The following is a 20,101-nucleotide window of genomic DNA, read 5'->3' on the forward strand; positions in this document are numbered from 1 at the left end:
CCCGCACCCGCCCCGGTCTCCCCCACCGAGCGCGGGGGGCGTGATGAGCGAGGACACCCTGCGCATGCGCGCCGTCCCGCCGGCCCCCGGCGGGCGGGGGCGGAAGGACACCTCCGAAGCCGCCGCCCCCGCGCAGCGGTCCGGGCAGCGCGACGCCTTCTTCGACAACGCGAAGTACCTGGCGATCGTGCTGGTGGCGATGGGGCACTCCTGGGAGCCGTTGCGGGACGGCAGCCGGGCGGCGAGCGCGCTGTACATGGTGGTGTACGCCTTCCACATGCCGGCGTTCATCATCATCTCCGGCTATTTCTCGCGCACCTTCGACGCCGGCCCTGGGCGCATCAGGCGTCTGATCACCGGACTCGCGGTTCCGTACGTCGTCTTCGAGACGGCGTACACCCTGTTCACCCGGTGGACCGACCAGGAGCCCGACCGGCCGATCAGCCTGCTGGACCCGCTCTACTTGACCTGGTTCCTGGCGGCGCTGTTCATCTGGCGGCTGACCACGCCGGTGTGGCGGCATGTGCGGTGGCCGCTGCCGGCCGCCCTGGTCATCGCGATGCTGGCGACGCTCTCGCCGAACGTCGGCAACGACCTCGACCTGCAGCGCACCCTGCAGTTCCTGCCGTACTTCGTCCTCGGCCTGTGTCTGAAGCCGGAGCACTTCCGGCTGGTGCGCCGCCGCAAGGTGCGCATCCTCGCCGTGCCGGTCTTCGCCGCCGCCCTCGCCGTGGCCTACTGGGCGGTGCCGCGCATGACCGGCGCCTGGTTCTACCACCGCGACAGCGCGGAGGAGCTGGCCGCGCCCTCCTGGTCCGGGCCCCTCATGACCCTGGTGATCTTCGGCTGCTCGCTGGTCCTGGTGGCCTGCTTCCTCTCCTGGGTGCCCGGGCGCCGGGCATGGTTCACGGTGCTGGGCGCGGGCACGCTGTACGGCTATCTGCTGCACGGTTTCGTCGCCCAGGGGTCCAAGTTCTGGGGCTGGTACGAGCCGGCGTGGATCCACCGGCCGTTGGGCGAACTCGTCGTCACGGCCGTCGCGGCCGTCGTCGTGACCGCGCTGTGCACCCCGCCGGTACGGCGGCTGTTCCGCTGGGTGATGGAGCCCGAGATGGCGTGGGCGTTCCGCCGGGACGCCCACGATCAGGCCCGGGAACGCAACGCCGTACGCGAGTGACGTTCGGCGCCCCGCCTGGAACGACGGGGTCCGCTATCGATGCGCGTCGGTGCGTACGTGCGCAGACACGCCCTCCCGGTCACCGGTGCGCGGAGCACCGACGAGGTCGTCCAACGGGACGTCATGGGTACGGGCCAGCGGCAGCAGCAGTTCCAGTCTCGGCCGGCGCTGCCCGCTCTCCAGCCGGGACAGCGTGCTCTCCGAGACGCCGGTCGTCACCGCGAGATCGGCGAGGGTGTGCCATCTTGCCGAACCGCAAGATTCCGTGCCAGGTCGTGGTGTGCCTGGCGAGACTGCGTGCATCCCGACTCAAGGAGCCTTTTACGACCTAGCCGTCCCAGGTGAGCCGAACCAGCAGCACACCGGGCGTGCGCGGCACCGACACCGTCAGTCCGGCCCCGTCCCAGGTGACCCGGCCCGCCTCCGGGGAGGACGGGTGCAGGACGTCCACGCGGACGGTGCGGTCCGCCAGGTGCTGGAGGGGGACGTGGAGTTCGGACGGTCCGCCGCGGCGCCAGAGCGAGATGTAGGCCGTGCGGTCGTCGGGGAGTCCGAGGCCCAGGGCCAGCCACTCGTCCGTCCAGCCGGGCAGGCCGAGCGGCCAGAAGGGCAGGGCCCGTGCGAGGTCACCGCGGATCGACTTGTAGACCGTGACCGCGTCCCGTACGAGGGCCAGTTGATGCTCCGACATGTGGTTCAGATGGCCGGAGAGGTGGATGCGGCCGAGCAGGGCCCCGCCCAGGGTCCAGGAGATCAGGTCGTCGTCGAACGCCGGCTGCGGGTAGGCCCAGACGGCGCCCTGCTCGGGCGGGACCGCGGTGGGTGCGGCGGCGGCGATGGGTGCGTAACGCAGCGGGTCCTGCTGGTCGCTGGTGGACTGGAGCTGGGCGACGGCCAGGGTGGCCCCGTCCATGCGCATGCCGCCCGAGGCGCAGTTCTCGACGACGAGGCCGGGGTGCCGGTCCAGTACGCCGGAGAGCCAGTCCAGATAGGCGTGGGCGTGGCCGAGCAGCCCCGCTCCCGGTGCGAGGTCGCCCGGGGCCTGGGTGCCGGGGTCGACCACGATGTTGTAGTCCAGCTTGAGATAGCCCACGCCCCAGTCGCCGACGATCCGGTCGACCGTCTTGTCGAGGTGGGCGCGGGCGGCCGGATGCCGCAGGTCGAGCTGGTGGCGGCCCTGTTCGGTCAGGCGCACCCCGTCGCGCTGGAAGAACGCCTCAGCGGGGAGTTCGGACGCGACGGGGCTGCGCACGCCGACGACCTCCGGCTCCAGCCACAGCCCGGGCACCATGCCCCGCTCCCGGATCCGGTCCAGGACCGCCCGGATGCCGCCGTCGGGGAAGCGGCGCGGCGAGGGCTGCCAGGCGCCGACGCTGTCCCACCAGCCGCGGGTGTCGTCGTCGTACCAGCCCGAGTCGATGCAGAAGTACTCCGCGCCGGCGTCCGCGGCGGCGTCGATCAGCGGCAGCAGTCTGGCCGTGGTCGGGTCGCCCATGAGGGTGTTCATGTAGTCGTTGAAGACGACGGGGAGGGCGGTGTGGTCCGGGTGGGGGCGGCGGATCGCCCGGCGGTAGGAGGTCAGGGCACCCATCGCGGCGTCGAGGTCGGAGCCGAGTGCGAGGACCCCGGGCACGGTGGTGAACTCCTCACCGGGGGCGAGCCGCACCCGCCACTGGTGTTCCGCGTCCGTGGGGCCGTTCAGCGCGAGGTACGTGCCGTGTGCGCGCTGGCCGACGTCCCAGCGCCAGCCGGCCGGGGACTCCACCTGCCACACCCAGGCCCGGCCGCCGTCCCGCTCGGTCAGCGCCCCCATGGCCAGATGGCCGTCGGTGGGCCAGCTGCCGCGCCCGGTGAGGGCGAGGGCGGCCCGGCTGTCGTGCTCGTGGACGTCCATGTTGATGTCGGCGACGGCGGCGCGCAGCGGCTCGGCGTACCAACGACACTCGGCGAGCCAGTCGTTGCGGGCCCGGTGGACGTCGAGGGCGTCCGGTGAGGGCAGTCCGCCGAGCAGCAGGCTGCTGACGGACTGGACGACCAGGGGCTCCCGGCCCTCGTTGCGGAGCCGGACGCGGGAGCGCAGGACGGGCAGGCCGGTGGGTGACGTCAGCTCGGCGAACGCCGTCAGGCCGGTGCCCGGGTCGTGGAGTTCGACGGTCAGCCAGTCCCAGCCGTCGCGTCTGCCCGTGCGGTGGGCCCGGTAGGCGAGCCGTGCGCCGAAGGCCGTGCCCGTGAAACGGGGACCGGACCAGCCGCTGCCGTGGCCGAGGGCGGTGAGCTCCACGAGCGGGAGCGCCGAGTCAGGGGCGGCGGGGGGCTCCTCCTCGGGCCCGGCCAGCCCGGCCAGCCGCAGCGTCCCGTCGGCGGCCACGGCGAACCGCGCCCGAAGGGCCTCATGCCCCCAAGTGAACTCGTCCTGCCGCTGGTTGGAGGCCATGTGCGCCGCTTCCGCCGTGCCGGTCAAGGTGCTCCCCCTCCTGACCCCGCCCGGTTCTCCGGAAGCGGCGGTCCGCGTGAATCCCTCGTTACGGTCTCTTGACGACCCAAGTGTGACCGGTCACAATCCTCGCATGAATGTGACCGGTCACACAAGGCGCCCAGCGAGCATCAGGGACGTCGCGACCGCGGCGGGGGTCTCCTACCAGACGGTCTCGCGGGTGATCAACGGCCATCCCAGCGTCCGGCCGTCCACCCGGGAGCGGGTGCTCGCCGCCATCGACGAACTGGGCTTCCGCCGCAACGCGACCGCCCTCGCCCTGGCCAGCGGCCGCACCCGCACCGTGACCGTGCTCACCGCGAACACCACCCACTACGGCTACGCCTCGATCCTCCAGGGCATCGAGGAGGCCGCCCGCGCGGCGTCGTACGCGGTCGGGATCGGGGTCCTGGAGTCCGCCGACGACGCGGCCGTCGGCGCGGAGGTGCAGCGCGCGGCGGACGCGGGCGGCGGGATCGTCGTGATCGCCTACGATCCGGCCGGTGTCCGGGCGCTGGCAGCCGTGCCCGCGACGCTGCCCGTCGTCGGCGTCGTCGAGACCCCGGCGAGCCCGCCCGGCGGCGACCGCCCCTGGGTCTGGACCGACGACCGCGAGGCCGCCTACCAGGCGACCCGGCATCTGCTCTCCCTCGGCCACGAGACCGTGCACTACGTCGCCATCCCGTCCAGCACCCGCCGCACCAGCGCCCGCACCAGCGGCTGGCGGCAGGCACTGAAGGAGGCCGGCGCCCCGGAGCCCCGCCCCGTACAGGGCAATTGGGGACCCGCGGGCGGTCACGCGGCAGGGCTGAAGCTGGCCGGCGACCCGTCCGCCACCGCGATCCTGTGCGGCAACGACGATCTCGCGCTCGGCGTGCTCCGCGCCCTGCACGAGGCAGGCCGGTCGGTGCCGGGCGAGGTCAGCGTGGCCGGTTTCGACGACGCCCCGCACTCCGCCTTCCTCACACCGTCCCTGACGACCGTACGCCTGGACTTCACCGGCCTCGGGCGGTCCGCGTTCGCCCTGCTGCACGGGGTGCTGGAGGAGTCGGCGCAGGTCGCCCCGCATCCCGTGTCCGTGCCCGAACTGGTGGTGCGGGAGAGCTCGGGGCCACCGCCCGCCGGTCGCTGAACGCCGCTCGTCCGCACAGCAGTTGTGAGTCCCGCCACCTGAACCTGAACCACCTGCTCCGGAAAGGCACGAGATGAAGAGAAGAGCTCTCCCCGCCCTGGCGCTGATATGCGCCGCCGGTCTGGCCGCCACCGGGTGCAGTGACCCGACCGCCGGGGACTCCGGTTCGAGCGGGAAGAAGACGGAGGTCGACCCCACCGCCCGCCTCGACGGCGTGAAGCTGACCATGTGGACCGCGCAGAACACGGTCAACGCGCCCAAGCAGGTCATCGACGCCTTCGAGAAGGCCACCGGCGCCAAGGTCGACACCCAGGCGATCCCGGACCTCTACGAGCAGAACGTGCCGACGAAGCTGGCGTCCGGCGACCGCCCCGACCTGATGTTCTGGCAGCCGTCCATCTCCACCCTGCCGTTCGTCCAGCCGAAGCAGAACCTCCTGACCCTGGACGGGGAGCCGTGGGAGGCGAAGCTCGGCGGGACCGAGAAGTCGCTCGGCATGATCGACGGCAAGCGGTACGCGGCGATCGTCACCAGCCCCGCCATGCTCGGCGTCTACTACAACAAGGACGTCTTCAAGCAGGCGGGCATCGCCGAGAAGGACTTCCCCCAGTCCTACGACGAGCTGCTCGCCCTCGGCCGCGAGGTCGTCGACAAGTCCGACGCGGCAGGCTTCTACGAGGCCGGCGGCGACAAGTGGCCACTCCAGTGGCAGATGCAGGTCCAGCTCACCGACCTCGACCAGCAGTGGTGGGCCGATCTCAACACGGGCAAGAAGAAGTGGACCGACCCGGTCGTCGTCGGCGCGATCAAGAAGTACAAGGAGAAGCTGCTCGACGCCGGGCTCGCCCAGAAGAACTACCGGACGGGCACGTTCACCGGGCAGGCCGACGCGCTGTGGAAGGGCGAGGCCGGCATGGTCCTCAACGTCACGTCCTTCCAGAGCCAGCTGCAGGCCAAGTACTCCACCGCCGAGATCGACGAGAAGATCGGCTGGTTCCCGGTCGCCAACTCCTCGGCCACCGGCCTGTACTCCCCCGACCAGACCAACGGCGTCGTCGCATTCAAGACCGGTGACGACAAGCGGCAGAACGCGGCCCGGCAGTTCCTCGCCTTCTGGCTCGGGCCCAACTACCCGGACTACATCAAGACGATGAAGATCCCGTCCGTGCAGCCGGACGTGCCCACCCCCGGCGGACTACCCGGGACGTCCAAGGCCCAGGTGGCCGCCCTGCCGAAGGCCATCGGCGTCTTCCAGGCCAAGGCGATCGTCGCCCCGGACACCCACCTCTACCTGGCCGACATGATCTTCGGCAAGAAGAGCCCCCAGCAGGTCGCGCAGGCGATCCAGGACCAGTTCGCGCAGGTGGCCAAGGCCCAGGGCGCCCCCGGGTTCTGACCATGGCGGACACGGTCGTACGTACCAAGCCCGCGCCGGTCAGGGGCGCGCCGAAGAAGGTGGGGCGGCTGCCACGCGCGGCCGTGCACCACCCCTGGTGGTTCGCGCTGCCCGCGATCGTCGTCTTCGCGGGCTTCTTCCTGGTGCCGAACCTGCTCAACTTCTATTACCCGTTCACCAATTGGTCCTCGTACCACGCGGACATAGCCTTCACCGGCCTGGACAACTTCGAGACCATCGCCGAGGACGGCTCGCTGCTGCGGGCGATCCGTACGACCCTGGTGTACGCGCTGCTGGCGGCGCTTTTCCAGAACGGCTTCGGGCTGGTGCTGGCGCTGCTGCTGGAGGACGACAGCCGGTTCAACCGGTTCTTCCGTGCCGTCTTCTTCCTGCCGGTGCTGATCTCGGCGCTCGCGACCGGTTACGTGTTCCAGGCGCTGCTGGACCAGGACGGGGCCGTCAACTCCCTGCTGGGCACGGACATCCCGTGGCTGGGTTCGACGACCTGGACGCTGGTGATCGTCACCCTCATCCACGGCTGGAAGTGGATGGGCCTGTCGATGCTGATCTATCTGGCCGGGCTCAAGGGCATTCCCGGCGAGATGCTGGAGGCCGCGAAGTGTGATGGAGCGGGGCCCTGGCGCACCTTCTGGTCGGTGCGCTGGCCGATGCTCGCGCCGGCCGTCACCTTCAACGTCACCACGGCACTGATCGGTTCGATGAACACCTTCGACATCGTGCAGGCCACGACCGGCGGCGGCCCCGCGGCCTCCACGGAGGTCTTCAACATCTACATGTTCCGGATCTTCGGCCAGGGCCTGTACGCCCAGGCCTCCGCGATGAGCCTCGTCCTGTTCCTGGTGGTGGTCGCCGTGGCGATTCCGCTGGTCGTGGGGCTCCGGCGAAGGGAGCAGCTGCCGTGACCGCGGTGTGGCGGTACGGCCGCCCTTCTCTCGTCGTCCTGCTCGCGGCCCTGGCCGTCGGTGTGCCGCTGTGGCTGGTCGCCGTCACCTCGGCCAAGCCGCAGGCCGAGGCGATCGAGCCGAACCTGGACCTGCCCGGGCACTGGCAGCCCGCGAGCAACTACGCGGACGCCGTCGGCGAGGGCGAGATGCTGCGCGGCTTCCTCAACTCGCTGCTGGTCGTGGTGCCTTCGGTGGTGCTGGTGCTGATCCTGGGGGCGGGCGCCGCCTGGGTCTTCGCCCGCCGCAAGTCGAAGCTGGTCTCGGCGGCGTACGCGCTCTGCATCAGCGGACTGCTGCTGCCGCCCGCCGTCATCACCATCGTGATGGAGCTGCGGCAGCTGGGGCTGGCCAACACCCGCCCCGGCATGATCGCCGTCTATACCGGCATGTACCTGTCGACGTCGATCTTCTTCATGACCGGCTTCATCCGCGCCATCCCCATGGAGCTGGAGGAGGCGGCCCGGATGGACGGGGCGACGCCGTCACGGATCTTCTGGCGGATCGTGCTTCCGCTGCTCCGCCCGGTGATCGCCACCGCGACGATCATGGTCATGCTCTACGCCTGGAGCGACGTCTTCTACGCGTTCTTCGTCCTCGGCGGCGGAGACAGGGCGACCCTGCCGCTCAACCTCTACCAGGTAGCCAGCGCCCAGCTCTACCTCAACAACTGGCATCTCGTCTTCGCGTACGTCGTGGTGATGAGCCTGCCCATGGTCGCCGTGTTCCTCGTCGGCCAGCGAAAGATCGTGTCCGGAATCACCAGTGGAGCCGTCAAGTGACTGGAGGTCCAGCAGCGTGAGCACCCCCGCCCGCACCAGATCCCGCACCAGAACCGCCCTAGTGACAGCACTACTTGGAGCAGCCGCCATGGCAGGCACCCTCCCCGCGGCCCCTCCCGCCGCCGCGGCCGACCCCCAACGCCTCAGCGTCGACCTCAACGCCTCCGAGGGCCCGGTGATGCTGGGCGCCAACGGCTCGTTGTACGGGCTCAGCGACGACGGCGTGCCCAGCGACGCCGCGATGGCTCCTCTGAAGATCACCAGCGTCTCGCAGAAGCCGGAGGACGGCGCCCAGCACCCCAACGGCGACGCGCTCACCGTCTCCAAGTCGTTCTTCCGCAACGGCGGCGGCGAGATCAACGTGATGATGCAGGACATCTACGCCAAGTGGCCGTACGAGGACCTCGGCATCGACGACTACCTCCCCAAGGTCGACAAGATCGCCAAGGAGGTCTCGGCCGACCCGAACAGCGAGCGCTTCGTCTACATCCCGTTCAACGAGCCCGACCAGATCTGGTACAAGCTCGACGTCCAGGACCAGGCCCAGTACGAGAAGAACCGCGACCGGTTCTTCAAGGACTGGAAGACGGTGTACCAGCGGATCCGCGCGATCGACCCGGACGCGCGGATCGCCGGACCCAATGAAGCGGCTTACCACACCCGCCTGTTGAAGGACTTCCTCGCCTTCGCCAAGCGGGAGAACGTGCTGCCCCAGGTGATGACCTGGCACGAGCTCGGCTCCGGTTCGCTGCGCGACTTCCAGGCGCACTACGACGAGTACCGCAAGCTGGAGCGCGAGGCGGGCGTCGCCCCGCTGAAGATCAACATCGATGAGTACGCCAACCGCCGCGACCTGTCCGTGCCCGGGCAGCTCGTGCAGTGGGTGTCCATGTTCGAGCGCAACAAGGTGTACGCCAACATGGCCTACTGGGACGCCGCCGGCAATCTCAGCGGCCATGTGGTGCGCTCCAACATCCCCAACGGCGGCTGGTGGCTGTTCCGCTGGTACGCGGGCATGACCGGGAACACCGTGAAGGTGACGCCCCCGCAGCCCAACGCGATCGACACGCTCCAGGGCCTCGCCTCCCTCGACGCCTCCCGCCGCCAGGCGCAGGTGCTGCTCGGCGGTTCCGCCGGCGACTCGGACGTGGTCGTGCGCAACGTCCCGCGGTCGGTGTTCGGCCGTACGGTCACCGCGACGGTCGCCGAGGCGGCCTGGTCCGGTTACGAGGGGCAGCACGCGGCTCCGCGGGTCCTGGCGCGCACCAAGGTGAAGGTGGCGGACGACGGTTCGGTGACCGTCCCGCTGCGCGGGCTGCACAAGATGTCGGCGTACCGGGTCGTCCTCACCCCCGGCGGCTCCGGCACCCCGTCCGCCACGTCCGTCCCGTGGTCGGCGTCGTACGAGGCCGAGGACGCGGCCATCACCGACGGCAAGGTGTACACGCAGGGCACCGTGCAGAACGCCAACGGCTACGCGGCCTCCGGCACCAAGGACGTCGGCTCCCTCAACCAGCCCGGCAGCAAGGTCGCTTTCACGGTGCAGGTGCCGAAGGACGGCACGTACGACCTGGCGATCCTGTACGGCAACCAGTCCGGCGGCCCCGCCACGCAGAAGCTGTCGGTCGACGGCGGCGACCCGGTGACGGTCGGCTACCCCTCCACCGAGAACTGGACGTACCGCGCCAAGAAGGATGTCGGCGTCCAGCTGAAGGCCGGTACACACCAGCTGGTCCTGTCCAAGGGCGACGCCGAGGTCACCCTCGACCGGATCGACCTGACCACCCGGACGGGCGCGGCCTCCGCGTCGTACGAGGCCACCCTGGCGGACATCAGCGGCAGGCCGTCGTACGACTACTCGTCCTCGGCCGGTGTGGGCACGGGCGCCCTGGTGCTGCGCTCGGGCGACAAGGCGGTGTTCGACGTCTACGCCCCGCGTGACGGCTACTACACGGTGACGCCGCGGGCCTCGGCGGCGGTGAAGCTCGCGCTGCACGGGGAGACGGTCACGGCCACGCCCGGACGGCCGCTGCGGCTCTACCTGGTCGCGGGCAACAACCGGATCGCGATGGCGTCCGGCCACGCCGCCGTGCGCTCCCTGGACGTCTCCGGCGACGGTTCGGCCGCCGGCACCCTCTCCTACGAGGGCGCCTCGGCCACGCTCGCGGGCGGCGCCAAGCTCGTCGACTCCCGGCACGCGTCCGCCGGTTCGTACATCGGATGGCTCGGCAACAGCGCGTCCAGCACGGCCGAGTTCACGGTGAACGCGCCCCGGTCCGGCCGCCATGTGCTGGTCGTCCACTACGCGCACAACGACCGCAGGGACAACGGCCACGCCTACAACACGGACATCATGTCCCGTACGGCGGACATCACGGTCGGAAGCGCGGCACCGGTGAAGGTCACCTTCAAGAACACCTGGAGCTTCGACGACTACTGGACGGTCGGCGTCCCGGTCGATCTGAAGAAGGGTGCCAACAAGGTGACGTTCGGCAACGCGAGCGCCTGGGCGCCGAACATCGACCGGATCGAGCTGGGCCGGGTCGTGGGCTGAGCCGTGCGGTGACGGGTGCCGGTTGCGGAGGAGTGAGATGTTCTCCTCCGCAACCCACCTCCCTGACACTCCCTCACCCGGCACCATCCCCTATGCTTCTACATGCTTGTAGAAAGTCAGTACACGCATGTGAAGGAGTGGACGCCCACCATGGTGTTCAAACGACTGCTCGGCGCGCTCGGTGTGGGCGGACCCACCGTCGACACGGTCCTCGACCCGGCTCCCGTCCGGCCCGGCGGCACGCTCACCGGCCAGGTCCAACTCGTGGGCGGCAAGGCCGACTTCGATATCGAGCACATCACCCTGGAGCTGGTGGCCCGGGTCGAGGCCGAGCACGAGGGCGGTGAGAGCGAGGGCGTCGTCGCCTTCGACCGCTTCACCGTCGGCGGTGGCTTCCGGCTCACCGAGGGCGAGCAGCGCAGTGTGCCGTTCAGTGTGACCCTGCCGTGGGAGACGCCGGCCACCCAGTTGCACGGGCAGAGCCTGGGCGTCGTCCTCGGCGTACGCACCGAGTTGTCGGTGGCGGGTGCGAAGGACAAGGGCGATCTGGACCAGCTGATCGTCACGCCGCTGCCGGTGCAGGAGGCCGTGCTCGAAGCCCTGGGCGGGCTCGGGTTCGGCTTCAAGTCGGCCGATCTCGAGTACGGGCGCATCGGCGGCACCGGCCAGCAACTGCCGTTCTACCAGGAGATCGAGCTCGTCCCGTCACCCCGGTACGCCCAGCAGATCAACGAGATCGAGCTGACGTTCCTGGCGAACCCGGGCGGCATGGAGGTCGTCCTGGAGGCGGACAAGCGCGGCGGCTTCCTGTCGTCCGGCCACGACGCGCTGAACCGCTTCAACGTCTCCCATGAGGGTGTCGAGCACCAGGACTGGCCCGCGATCGTAGACGGCTGGGTCCAGCAACTCGTGGAGCACCGGGCGTCGTACGGCTCCCCCGTGGGCTTCGGCTCCCCCGCGTTCGGCCCGGGCAGCCACGGTCAGCACCATGACGGTCACCGCTCGGGCCCCGGCATGGGCACCGCCGTCGCCGCAGGCGCGGCCGGGCTCGCCGCCGGTGTCGTCGGCGGCATGGTCGCCGGTGAAGTCGTCGACGAGGTCGGGGACTTCTTCGAGGGCGAGGAGGAAGAGGAGGGCTGAGGCGGGGCCGGGGGCCGGGCTGAGGCGGGCGCCCTGGGCAACAGCCCGGGCTGGCCGCAAGGCCTTGGCCCACGGCCCCTGGCCGTGACCCACCCGCCTCTCCGGACCTCACAAAGGCAGCCCGGAGGGCTGAGGCCAGACCGAGACGGGAGCCCGGTGCTCGCTCACGGCCCGGTGCTCGGGCTGCCGAGTCCCCGGCAAGGGTCCGAAAAGCAGACCACCCGAACCACCGCTCACCCGGGGCCTTACCCCGAGGCAGCCGACCCCGAGACGGCAAGCCCCGCAAGCGTCCACATCAAGGCAGGAGCCCAGGACAACAGCCCGCCCCGCAGAGCCCCGCCGACCTCCCCAGACGTGACCCAACAGCCCCCTAGACCTCACAAAGGCAGCACGGAGGGCTGGGGCCAGACCGAGGCGGGGCCCGGTACTCGCTCACGGCCCGGCGCCCGGGTTGCCGAGCCCCAGGCAAGGGTCCGGCAATCAGACCACCCGGACCAGCACCCACCCGGGGCCTTACCCCGAGGCAGCCGACCCCGAGACGGCGAGCCCCGCAAGCGTCGACATCGGAGCGGGAGCCCCGGACAACAGCCCGAGCCACAGAGCCCCGGCCGACCACCCGGACGTGACCCACCCGCCCCCCACAGGCCTCACAAAGGCGTCGCCGCATGCAAGATGAGCACCATCGTGACGGCCGAGTTCGCGGACGACATCGCCGACACTGCCGTTCCCGCGGCCGCGCCCCACGCCGCGAGGCCGACCGAGGTGAACACCGGGGGCCAGGTGCGGACGGCGGGTGCGGGGCCGAGCAGGGCCGCCACCCGGCGCGGCACCGGCCCCGGGGCGGCGAGTCCCGCGAGCGTGGGCGCCGGGGTGCCCCGGGAGACGAGGGCGGCCGTGCCGATCGCCCGCGCCACCGTGCGGCGGCTGCCGATCGTGCGGGCCGCCTCCTCGTCGGCCCACCGCTCCGCCGTATAGGCCACGGCCGTACGCAGCGGCCGCAGGAACGGGTTGGCCCGGGCGGCGAGCTGCACGGCGAGCAGGAAGCGGTCGTGCCGGGCGGCGAGGTGCGCCCGCTCATGGGCGAACAGGGCCCGGCGCTCGGGCGACCGGAGCTGGTCCAGCAGACCGGTGGTCACCACGACACGCCCCGCACGCGGGCCACGGACAGGGCGACCGGCACCGCCGCCCCGGTGACCGACGCCGGCACCCAGAGCATCACCCCGGTGGCGGCGGACCCTGCCACGCGAGGCATCACCATCACGCAGAGCACCTCTCCCCCGACGGCCCACGCCAACCCGCAGCCCACCCCCGCCCCGACGCCCAGGCAGCGCATACGCGTACGGCACGGCGTCCGGCAGTACCGCCACCTCCGTGTCCGGCAGCCCGGCCAGGGCGCGGTGGGCCCGGTGGCGTACCCGGGCGTGCCGCCACAGGGTCCGGCCGCAGGCGACGAGCACCGCGCAGAGCGCGGGAATGGCGGCCTTGCCGACGATCTCGTCGTACGGCACCGCGGCCCGGACCTCAGGGTCCGACCAGCCGTCGGGCAGCGGGTTGCCGGGGAGCTGGGCGGTGCCGACGACCATGACCAGCCCCAGGCACACGGTGCTGCACAGCGCCAGCACCGCGGCCATCGCGGTCAGCAGCCGGGTCGCGGTGCGTGGATGCAGATGCTGTTCGGCCAGGCGGGCGACCGGCCATGCCGTGAGCGGCAGGACCAGTGGCATAAAGACGAAGACCCCCATGAGGCTTCAGTCTTCCCCCTCGCCATGAGCCTGATCCAGCAGGTCACGCAGCAGCCGTTCGTCGTCCGGGCCGAGGCCGGTGAGGAAGCTGGCCAGCACGGCCTCGCGGTCGCTCTCGGCGTCCAGCACCTTGCGCATCTTCCGCGCGGCCAGGCCCGCCTGGTCCGAGGCGGGCGTCCAGGCGAAGGACCGGCCGACCCGCTCCCGGGTGACCGCACCCTTGCCCAGCAGCCGGGTCAGGATCGTGATCACCGTCGTGTACGCGAGGTCGCCGCCGAGGCGTTCCTGCACCCAGCCGGCCGTCGCCGGACCGTCCGCCGCCCGCAGCGCCTCCAGCACCAGCGCCTCCAGCTCGCCCTGCCCCCGCCGGGGTCGCTGCCGGGGATCCGTCACCGCCCTGCCTCCCTTCCACCGCCCTGCGTTGCCCGTGCCGACATCGTATAGATCCGCGGGACCGGCCCCCTCACCTTCTACAGTGCTGTAGATTTTAGTTCCGGGTCCTTCCCGGACGCGGAACGGACCCGTCGAGAACCAGAACGCACACGTCAAGAAGGAGTACCCCGTGGGAGTTTCCCTGTCCAAGGGCGGCAACGTCTCGCTCAGCAAGGAGGCGCCGGGCCTCACCGCCGTCCTGGTCGGCCTGGGCTGGGACGTCCGTACGACCACCGGCACGGACTACGACCTGGACGCCTCCGCCCTGCTCCTGGAGGCTTCCGGCAAGGTCCCCTCCGACCAGCACTTCGTCTTCTACAACAACCTGAAGAGCCCGGACGGCTCGGTCGAGCACACCGGCGACAACCTCACCGGCGAGGGCGAGGGCGACGACGAGACCGTCAAGGTGAACCTCGCCGCCGTACCCGCCGAGATCGACAGGATCGTGTTCCCGGTGTCCATCCACGACGCCGAGAACCGCGGCCAGAGCTTCGGACAGGTCCGCAACGCGTTCATCCGGGTCGTCAACCAGGCCGGCGGTCAGGAGATCGCCCGCTACGACCTGTCCGAGGACGCCTCCACCGAGACGGCGATGGTCTTCGGCGAGCTCTACCGGAACGGCGAGGAGTGGAAGTTCCGTGCCGTCGGCCAGGGGTACGCCTCCGGTCTTGCCGGTATCGCCTCCGACTTCGGCGTCGGCGTCTGACAGGGACCGATCCGTACCGCCGGGCCCCGCCGGCGCATGGCGGGGCCCGGCGGCCGCATCAGCAACCGACCGGGAGACCACATGGCCGAACCGTCCCGCCTCCACCCCGAGGACCGCGCGGATTTCGAAGCCGTACTGCACCTGGCCCTGAACACCGCGGACATCCGCGATGCCCTCGGCGCCGACCCGACCGGCCGGACGGCCGCGCGCCTGCGCGCCGACACGCTGGCCCGCGCCGACGACATCGCGGCGGCGGCCGAAGAGCCGTATCGCGCCTATCTCGCCGTACGCGAGGCGGCCCGGCACGAGGCGCGGGGCTCGCGCGACACCGGCAGCCTGCTGGCCGCCCTCGCGGTGCTCACGCCGCTCGTGGCGGCCACCTCCGCCGGGGTGCTGCTCCTGCTCGGCGGCCTGCTCCAGGTGGCCGACGCCCCGGGGCCGTTGCCCGGATCGCTGCTCGCGGCCGGCTGGACCCTGGCGCTCGTGGCGGCCGTGACCGGCCTCGTCGCCCTGGCGGCGCTGCTGCGCACGGCCCTGGGACGGCGTGGCGCACCCACGGCCGGGCGGGTGGAGCAGGCCCGGATGGCCTGGCGGCAGGCGTTGCTCGACCTCGGCGTGCTGCCCCACCTGCGCGGGCAGCCGGCCCCGCGACCCGAGGCGGCGATGACGCCGTGCTCCCCGCCCGATACGCTCGCGCCGTGCCCGGCCCGGGCGGGAAAGGACAGGACACCATGTTCGGACTGAGCGAGCTCGCGATCATCCTCATCGTCGTCATAGCCGTGATCGGAGCGAGGAAGCTCCCCGAACTCGCCCGCTCCGCCGGCAAGTCGGCGCGCATCCTCAAGGCCGAGGCACGCGCCGCGAAGGACGAGGAGGCCGGACCGGGCACCGCGCCGCGGGTGGTCCAGGGCGAGATCGTCCCGCCGGGCGGCACGGGCACGACCCCGCCCGGGGCGCGAGCGGCGGGCACCCCGGACCACCCCTGACCCGTCTCCTGACTACAGCGTGCGCTCCAGGCGGTCCGCCACCAGCTTGACGAAGCGGGCGGGGTCCTTGGGCTGGCCGCCCTCGGCGAGCACCGCCAGCGTGTGCAGCAGCTCGGCGGACTCGACGAGGCCCGAGCGGTCCTCGCGCTCCTTGTACGCCTGGTTCAGGCCCTTCACCAGCTGGTGGCCGGGGTTGAGCTCGAGGATCCGCTGGGCGCGCGGCACCTCCTGGCCCATCGCCCGGTACATGTTCTCCAGCGCCGGGGTCAGATCGTGGGCGTCCCCGACGACACAGGCGGGAGAGACGGTGAGCCGCGCCGACAGGCGCACCTCCTTGATGTCCTCGCCCAGCTGCTCCCGCATCCAGCCGAGCAACCCGGCGTAGTCCTCGGCCTGCTTCTCCCGCTCCTCGTCGGCCTTCTCGTCCCCCTGGGCGTCCAGGTCGATCTCACCCTTGGCGACGGACCGCAGCCGCTTGCCCTCGTACTCGCCGACGGCGTCCACCCACACCTCGTCGACGGCGTCGGTGAGCAGCAGGACCTCGATGCCCTTGTCGCGGAACGCCTCCATGTGCGGGGAGTTCTCGATGCTCTGCCGGGACTCGCCGGTGAGGTAGTAGATGTCGTCCTGGCCGTCCTTCATCCGCTCCACGTACCGCGCCAGGGTCGTCGGCTCGTCGTCGGCGTGCGTGGTCGCGAACGAGCAGACGGCGAGGACGGCGTCGCGGTTCTCGGAGTCGGTGACCAGGCCCTCCTTGAGGACGGTGCCGAACTCGCGCCAGAACGTGGCGTAGCGGTCGGCGTCCTTGGTCATGAAGTCCTTGACCGTGGACAGGACCTTCTTGGTCAGCCGGCGCTGCATCATCCGGATGTGCCGGTCCTGCTGGAGGATCTCGCGGGAGACGTTGAGCGAAAGGTCCGCCGCGTCGACGACGCCCTTGACGAAGCGCAGGTACGGCGGCAGCAGCGCCTCGCAGTCGTCCATGATGAAGACGCGCTTCACATAGAGCTGGATGCCGCGCTTGAAGTCCCGCGTGAACAGGTCGTGCGGGGCGTGCGCGGGGACGAAGAGCAGGGCCTGGTACTCGAAGGTGCCCTCCGCCTGGAGGCGGATCGTCTCCAGCGGCTCGCGCCAGTCGTGGCTGATGTGCTTGTACAGCTCGTGGTACTCGTCGTCGGACACCTCGTCGCGCGAGCGCGCCCACAGGGCCTTCATGGAGTTCAGCGTCTCGGGCTCGGGCGCGCTGTCGCCCTCGCCCGCCTCCGGGACCATCCGGATCGGCCAGGTGATGAAGTCCGAGTACCGCTTGACGATCTCCTTGATCTGCCACGGCGAGGTGTAGTCGTGGAGCTGGTTCTCGGGGTCGGCGGGCTTGAGGTGGAGCGTGACGGACGTGCCCTGGGGCGCGTCGTCGACCTTCTCCAGCGTGTACGTGGCCTCGCCGCGCGACGTCCAGCGGGTCCCCTGGCCCTCCCCGGCCCGCCGGCTCACCAGCGTCACCTCGTCCGCCGCCATGAAGCCGGAGTAGAAGCCGACGCCGAACTGGCCGATGAGCCCCTCGGCCCCGGCCGCGTCCTTGGCCTCCTTCAGTTCCTGGAGGAAGGTGGCGGTGCCCGAGTTGGCGATGGTGCCGATGAGCTGCCCGACCTCGTCGTACGACATTCCGATGCCGTTGTCCCGCACCGTGAGGGTGCGGGCCTCCTTGTCGACATCGATCCGGATGTGCAGATCCGACACGTCGGCGTCGAGCGAGTCGTCCCGCAGCTTCTCCAGACGCAGCTTGTCGAGCGCGTCGGAGGCGTTGGAGACGAGTTCCCGCAGGAAGACATCCTTGTTCGAGTAGACCGAGTGGATCATCAGCTGGAGCAGCTGACGTGCCTCTACCTGGAACTCAAACGTTTCGGTCGTCATGGTTCGCGTATACCTCACAGGTCCCACAGTCGCCTGAAATCGTGGGAGCAACTGTAAAACACCAAGTCAGGCCGGGGCCCCGGAAGTCAGACGAGGTGGGCGAACACGACCAGGTTCTCGGTGTAGTCCCGGGCCTTGCGGTCGTAGGTTCCCGAGCAGGTGATGAGCCGGACCTGGGCATCCCGTGTGTCGCCGTACACGCGCTCGTCGGGGAACTCGTCCTTCTCGAAGGACTCCGCTCCGTCGACCACGAAGGTGGCCCGGCGCCCGTCGGCTCGCGTCACATGGAACCGGTCCCCCTTGCGCAGCTCGCTGAGCCGGGCGAACACGGCCAGGGATGTCGCGGTGTCCACGTGTCCGGCGATGATCGCGGTGCCGGTCTCCCCGGGTGAGTGGCCCTTGGCGTACCAGCCGACGAGGTTGGTCTCGTCGGGCGGCGGGGGTGCGAGCTGACCCGAACGGTCGATGGCGAGGGCGGTGAAAGGCGCGTCGACCGCGATCTTGGGGATGAGGAGGCGGACCGGACGGGACCGGGGCAGACGCCGGTGGGCCTTGGACGATCCGGCCCGCTCCGCGGGCTCGGAAGGCGCGGCCGCCGAGACGGCCGGTGGGGCGTGCGGCGGGCCTGAGGTGTCGGACGACTCGTCGCCGCCACCGACCAGGCACAGGGTCAGGACCAGGGCGGCCACCGCCCAGAAGGCCGTCACGGCTGTGCGGAATCGGCGCTTCGACTTCTGCGGCTCGGGGCCTGGGTCGGCGGGGGTGGGGGAGCTGGCTGCCATCGGGGACCACCTCATTCGGGCACGGCAGCGCATCGGGCGGGGCAGCGGGCACGACACGCGAGGACGACGAGCCGGGCCGCCGCGACGCGAGGGGCACGTGCGGCGGCCGCGGCGGCTATGTGGTCAGGCATCGGTCATGCCGTGCCCCGCGAGGCCCGCTGGCGTCGCATCGCGTACAGGCCGGTGCCGGCCACCGCCAGCACGGCGAGACCACCGGCGGTGACACCCGGAGCGGCCAGTGCGCCGCCACCGGTGTGGACGCCGCCGCGCGGCTTGTCGTGCTTGCCGTGCTCGTCGTGCCTGCCGTGCTCGTCGTGCTTGCCGTTCTCGTCGTGCTTGTCTCCCCAGTCCTTGTCGTGCTCGTCGTGCTTGTCCCAGTCCTTGTCGCGCTTGTCCCCGTAGGGGTCGTCGTGCTTGTCGCCCCAGGGGTCCCCGCCGCGCTCGCCGTCCTTGTAGGTGTCCGGGTCGTGCTTGGGGTTGTCCCAGTCGTCGTCGGCGTTCACCGCGGCCAGCGCTCCGCCACCCGTGTGTACTCCGCCGCGCGGCTCGTGGTGTTTGCCGTCCTTGTGGTGCTCCTTGCTGTAGGAAGTGGTGTCGTGGTCCCGGTCACCCATGGCCTCGGCACTGGCGGTGGGTGCGGCGATCGCGAGGGCCGCCGTGGCGGTGGCCGTCGCGAGCAGAATGCGGGCAGAGCGCATCGGTCGTCCTTCCGTCGCGGGCCGGGCAGCTGACGCCTCGCCAGCTCAGGAGACCCGGCCTCGACGTGAACCACCGTCAGTCATGCCGGGCCGTCCCACCATCCGGGGCGTTCACATGGGTTACGACCGCACTCCGACGGCGGCATCGGACGGTGACCGGGGAGACCGCAACCTCCACCGCGCCGTACCCGTCTCCTACGGCGAAACGGGGGCGAGGACCGCTCTTCCCCGGACTGTCACGGGAGGCGCTCATGGCCATGGTCGGCCTGTTCTGGATCGGCGAGGACTCGGTGTACGTGGGGGCCGAGCCCGCGGGAGCGGTCTCCGGGGTACGGCTGTCCGAGGACGGCGTCGAGGCGCCCGGGGCCGGGCGGGGCAGGTTCTGGACGTGGGACGAGGTGGTCCGGATCGAGACGCACCACGTGGCCGTGCGGTCCGGCGTACGGAGGCTGGCGTCCATGGCCTTCGACGCCGCGTCCGTCATGGTCACGGGGGACGGCGAGCTGCCGCCCGCCTTCTCCGTGGAGGTGGCGACGGCCGAGGAGAGCGTCCTGGTCGATGTGCTCACGGCCGTCACCGGCGGGATCTACCTGCCCTCCGAGTACGACCTCTCCACCGCCCTCCTCCAGCGGCTCGCCGACGGCGGCGCCGAGATCGGCGAACTCCTGGCGTGGGGCCGTGAGCACGCGGCCGAGGGCACTCCGCCGCGCGAGGAGCGGGAGGCGCTGCTGCGGAAGTGGGCGGCCGGGGTGTAGCGCCCCGCCGTCTCACGCGTGGGCGCGGCGGCCACACCGCTCGGCGTGGTGTCACCGCCTCCTCGGGGCCTGACGTCCCAGGCGGCTCGGGTCCGGATCCACCAGCTGGGCCGACATGCCGACCACGACCAGCCCGGCCGCGATGAGCAGCCCCTGGGCCAGGGCGATGCCGCAGCCCAGGACGGCCACGCCCAGCGCCAGTCCCCACCAGGCTCCGGTACGCCGGTACTCCCGGGGCGGGGCCGGGCGGCCGGCTCGCAGGGCCCGGGCGAACCTGGGGTCCTCCCGCTCGAGTCGCGCTTCGAGGTCGACGAGACGTTCGTCTCCGGACTGGTGCACGGCTTCTCCTTCCCGGAACCCGGCAGCGCTTCGGGGCAGGGCACGGCACGGCCGAGGCCATGGCGGGTCCTGGGGTGTCGGGCCACGTGACGGTGCGGAGGGAGACGGCCCGCCGACGCACGGTGCGGCCGGTC

Annotated in this window: 18 protein-coding genes and 1 pseudogene; 11 read left to right on the top strand and 8 right to left on the bottom strand. The window is 71.2% G+C overall.

Going from position 1 to position 20,101, the window contains the following annotated elements; translation table 11 throughout:
* Positions 1–43 precede the first annotated feature (43 nt).
* On the top strand, positions 44–1,177 hold the full coding sequence (locus tag ACZ6I3_RS11710) for an acyltransferase family protein (RefSeq protein ID WP_469413828.1): 1,134 nt from the start codon (positions 44–46) through the stop codon (positions 1,175–1,177).
* Positions 1,178–1,255: 78 nt separating this feature from the next.
* Here ACZ6I3_RS11710 and ACZ6I3_RS11715 read toward each other — a convergent pair.
* Together ACZ6I3_RS11715 and ACZ6I3_RS11720 are read right to left on the bottom strand one after the other, a co-directional pair.
* Positions 1,256–1,480: pseudogene (locus ACZ6I3_RS11715) on the bottom strand (helix-turn-helix domain-containing protein); the annotation flags it as partial.
* A gap of 25 nt (positions 1,481–1,505) precedes the next feature.
* Complete coding sequence (locus ACZ6I3_RS11720; RefSeq protein WP_469414080.1) at positions 1,506–3,611, bottom strand: alpha-galactosidase; 2,106 nt, start codon at positions 3,609–3,611, stop codon at positions 1,506–1,508.
* A 133-nt stretch (positions 3,612–3,744) separates the two neighbouring features.
* Between ACZ6I3_RS11720 and ACZ6I3_RS11725 the strand changes: the two genes are divergently transcribed.
* The 6 genes from ACZ6I3_RS11725 to ACZ6I3_RS11750 all read left to right on the top strand — a co-directional run bounded on the left by ACZ6I3_RS11725 (position 3,745) and on the right by ACZ6I3_RS11750 (position 11,616).
* Positions 3,745–4,782, top strand: coding sequence for a LacI family DNA-binding transcriptional regulator (locus ACZ6I3_RS11725; protein ID WP_469413829.1), 1,038 nt, complete (start codon positions 3,745–3,747; stop codon positions 4,780–4,782).
* A 73-nt stretch (positions 4,783–4,855) separates the two neighbouring features.
* Positions 4,856–6,178, top strand: coding sequence for an ABC transporter substrate-binding protein (locus tag ACZ6I3_RS11730; protein ID WP_469413830.1), 1,323 nt, complete (start codon positions 4,856–4,858; stop codon positions 6,176–6,178).
* 2 nt (positions 6,179–6,180) lie between these two features.
* Positions 6,181–7,101, top strand: a complete 921-nt coding sequence (locus ACZ6I3_RS11735) for a carbohydrate ABC transporter permease (RefSeq protein WP_469413833.1) — start codon at positions 6,181–6,183, stop codon at positions 7,099–7,101.
* Positions 7,098–7,922, top strand: coding sequence for a carbohydrate ABC transporter permease (locus tag ACZ6I3_RS11740; RefSeq protein ID WP_469413835.1), 825 nt, complete (start codon positions 7,098–7,100; stop codon positions 7,920–7,922). Before ACZ6I3_RS11735 ends, ACZ6I3_RS11740 begins: the two co-directional genes overlap by 4 nt.
* An 88-nt stretch (positions 7,923–8,010) precedes the next feature.
* On the top strand, positions 8,011–10,476 hold the full coding sequence (locus tag ACZ6I3_RS11745) for a CBM35 domain-containing protein (protein ID WP_469413836.1): 2,466 nt from the start codon (positions 8,011–8,013) through the stop codon (positions 10,474–10,476).
* Positions 10,477–10,626: 150 nt separating this feature from the next.
* Positions 10,627–11,616: a sporulation protein gene (locus ACZ6I3_RS11750; protein WP_469414082.1), complete on the top strand. Its 990-nt coding sequence runs from the start codon at positions 10,627–10,629 to the stop codon at positions 11,614–11,616.
* A 647-nt stretch (positions 11,617–12,263) separates the two neighbouring features.
* On the opposite strand, the gene ACZ6I3_RS11755 is transcribed toward ACZ6I3_RS11750, so the two are convergent.
* Positions 12,264–13,358 carry a M56 family metallopeptidase gene (locus ACZ6I3_RS11755; RefSeq protein ID WP_469413837.1) on the bottom strand — a complete coding sequence of 365 codons (1,095 nt, stop codon included), beginning with the start codon at positions 13,356–13,358 and terminating at the stop codon, positions 12,264–12,266.
* A gap of 6 nt (positions 13,359–13,364) precedes the next feature.
* On the bottom strand, positions 13,365–13,751 hold the full coding sequence (locus ACZ6I3_RS11760) for a BlaI/MecI/CopY family transcriptional regulator (RefSeq protein ID WP_469413839.1): 387 nt from the start codon (positions 13,749–13,751) through the stop codon (positions 13,365–13,367).
* A 169-nt stretch (positions 13,752–13,920) separates the two neighbouring features.
* Between ACZ6I3_RS11760 and ACZ6I3_RS11765 the strand changes: the two genes are divergently transcribed.
* The 3 genes from ACZ6I3_RS11765 to ACZ6I3_RS11775 all read left to right on the top strand — a co-directional run bounded on the left by ACZ6I3_RS11765 (position 13,921) and on the right by ACZ6I3_RS11775 (position 15,482).
* On the top strand, positions 13,921–14,496 hold the full coding sequence (locus ACZ6I3_RS11765) for a TerD family protein (protein WP_469413841.1): 576 nt from the start codon (positions 13,921–13,923) through the stop codon (positions 14,494–14,496).
* Between the two features lie 81 nt (positions 14,497–14,577).
* Positions 14,578–15,240 (top strand): hypothetical protein, encoded by a 663-nt coding sequence (locus ACZ6I3_RS11770; RefSeq protein WP_469413843.1) that lies wholly within the window; start codon positions 14,578–14,580, stop codon positions 15,238–15,240.
* Positions 15,228–15,482 (top strand): twin-arginine translocase TatA/TatE family subunit, encoded by a 255-nt coding sequence (locus tag ACZ6I3_RS11775; protein WP_469413844.1) that lies wholly within the window; start codon positions 15,228–15,230, stop codon positions 15,480–15,482. The genes ACZ6I3_RS11770 and ACZ6I3_RS11775 overlap by 13 nt, the downstream gene beginning before the upstream one ends.
* 12 nt (positions 15,483–15,494) lie before the next feature.
* On the opposite strand, the gene htpG is transcribed toward ACZ6I3_RS11775, so the two are convergent.
* From htpG to ACZ6I3_RS11790, 3 genes are all read right to left on the bottom strand, one after another.
* A complete protein-coding gene (htpG, locus tag ACZ6I3_RS11780) occupies positions 15,495–17,393 on the bottom strand; it encodes a molecular chaperone HtpG (protein ID WP_469413846.1) in 1,899 nt (632 codons plus the stop codon).
* 86 nt (positions 17,394–17,479) lie between these two features.
* The gene (locus ACZ6I3_RS11785) at positions 17,480–18,175 is read right to left on the bottom strand and encodes a class F sortase (protein WP_469413848.1); all 696 of its coding nucleotides are present in this window, start codon (positions 18,173–18,175) and stop codon (positions 17,480–17,482) included.
* 134 nt (positions 18,176–18,309) lie between these two features.
* Positions 18,310–18,873 carry a hypothetical protein gene (locus tag ACZ6I3_RS11790; protein WP_469413849.1) on the bottom strand — a complete coding sequence of 188 codons (564 nt, stop codon included), beginning with the start codon at positions 18,871–18,873 and terminating at the stop codon, positions 18,310–18,312.
* Between the two features lie 251 nt (positions 18,874–19,124).
* On the opposite strand from ACZ6I3_RS11790, the gene ACZ6I3_RS11795 reads away from it, so the two are divergent.
* Entirely contained in the window at positions 19,125–19,628 is a 504-nt protein-coding gene (locus tag ACZ6I3_RS11795; protein ID WP_469413851.1) for a hypothetical protein, read from the top strand.
* Positions 19,629–19,679: 51 nt separating this feature from the next.
* Here ACZ6I3_RS11795 and ACZ6I3_RS11800 read toward each other — a convergent pair whose 3' ends face one another.
* On the bottom strand, positions 19,680–19,967 hold the full coding sequence (locus tag ACZ6I3_RS11800; protein WP_469413852.1) for a DUF3040 domain-containing protein: 288 nt from the start codon (positions 19,965–19,967) through the stop codon (positions 19,680–19,682).
* Positions 19,968–20,101 lie beyond the last annotated feature (134 nt).

The sequence above is a fragment of the Streptomyces sp. NPDC041940 genome (assembly GCF_055589465.1).

Excerpts from the sequence above, each read along its gene's own strand:
- ACZ6I3_RS11775 (WP_469413844.1), top strand. The coding sequence starts at position 15,228 with ATGTTCGGACTGAGCGAGCTCGCGATCATCCTCATCGTCGTCATAGCC.
- ACZ6I3_RS11735 (WP_469413833.1), top strand. The coding sequence starts at position 6,181 with ATGGCGGACACGGTCGTACGTACCAAGCCCGCGCCGGTCAGGGGCGCG.
- ACZ6I3_RS11710 (WP_469413828.1), top strand. The coding sequence starts at position 44 with ATGAGCGAGGACACCCTGCGCATGCGCGCCGTCCCGCCGGCCCCCGGC.
- ACZ6I3_RS11725 (WP_469413829.1), top strand. The coding sequence starts at position 3,745 with ATGAATGTGACCGGTCACACAAGGCGCCCAGCGAGCATCAGGGACGTC.
- htpG (WP_469413846.1), bottom strand. The coding sequence starts at position 17,393 with ATGACGACCGAAACGTTTGAGTTCCAGGTAGAGGCACGTCAGCTGCTC.
- ACZ6I3_RS11720 (WP_469414080.1), bottom strand. The coding sequence starts at position 3,611 with ATGGCCTCCAACCAGCGGCAGGACGAGTTCACTTGGGGGCATGAGGCC.
- ACZ6I3_RS11785 (WP_469413848.1), bottom strand. The coding sequence starts at position 18,175 with ATGGCAGCCAGCTCCCCCACCCCCGCCGACCCAGGCCCCGAGCCGCAG.
- ACZ6I3_RS11790 (WP_469413849.1), bottom strand. The coding sequence starts at position 18,873 with ATGCGCTCTGCCCGCATTCTGCTCGCGACGGCCACCGCCACGGCGGCC.
- ACZ6I3_RS11755 (WP_469413837.1), bottom strand. The coding sequence starts at position 13,358 with ATGGGGGTCTTCGTCTTTATGCCACTGGTCCTGCCGCTCACGGCATGG.
- ACZ6I3_RS11795 (WP_469413851.1), top strand. The coding sequence starts at position 19,125 with ATGGCCATGGTCGGCCTGTTCTGGATCGGCGAGGACTCGGTGTACGTG.
- ACZ6I3_RS11770 (WP_469413843.1), top strand. The coding sequence starts at position 14,578 with ATGGCCGAACCGTCCCGCCTCCACCCCGAGGACCGCGCGGATTTCGAA.
- ACZ6I3_RS11750 (WP_469414082.1), top strand. The coding sequence starts at position 10,627 with ATGGTGTTCAAACGACTGCTCGGCGCGCTCGGTGTGGGCGGACCCACC.
- ACZ6I3_RS11745 (WP_469413836.1), top strand. The coding sequence starts at position 8,011 with ATGGCAGGCACCCTCCCCGCGGCCCCTCCCGCCGCCGCGGCCGACCCC.
- ACZ6I3_RS11730 (WP_469413830.1), top strand. The coding sequence starts at position 4,856 with ATGAAGAGAAGAGCTCTCCCCGCCCTGGCGCTGATATGCGCCGCCGGT.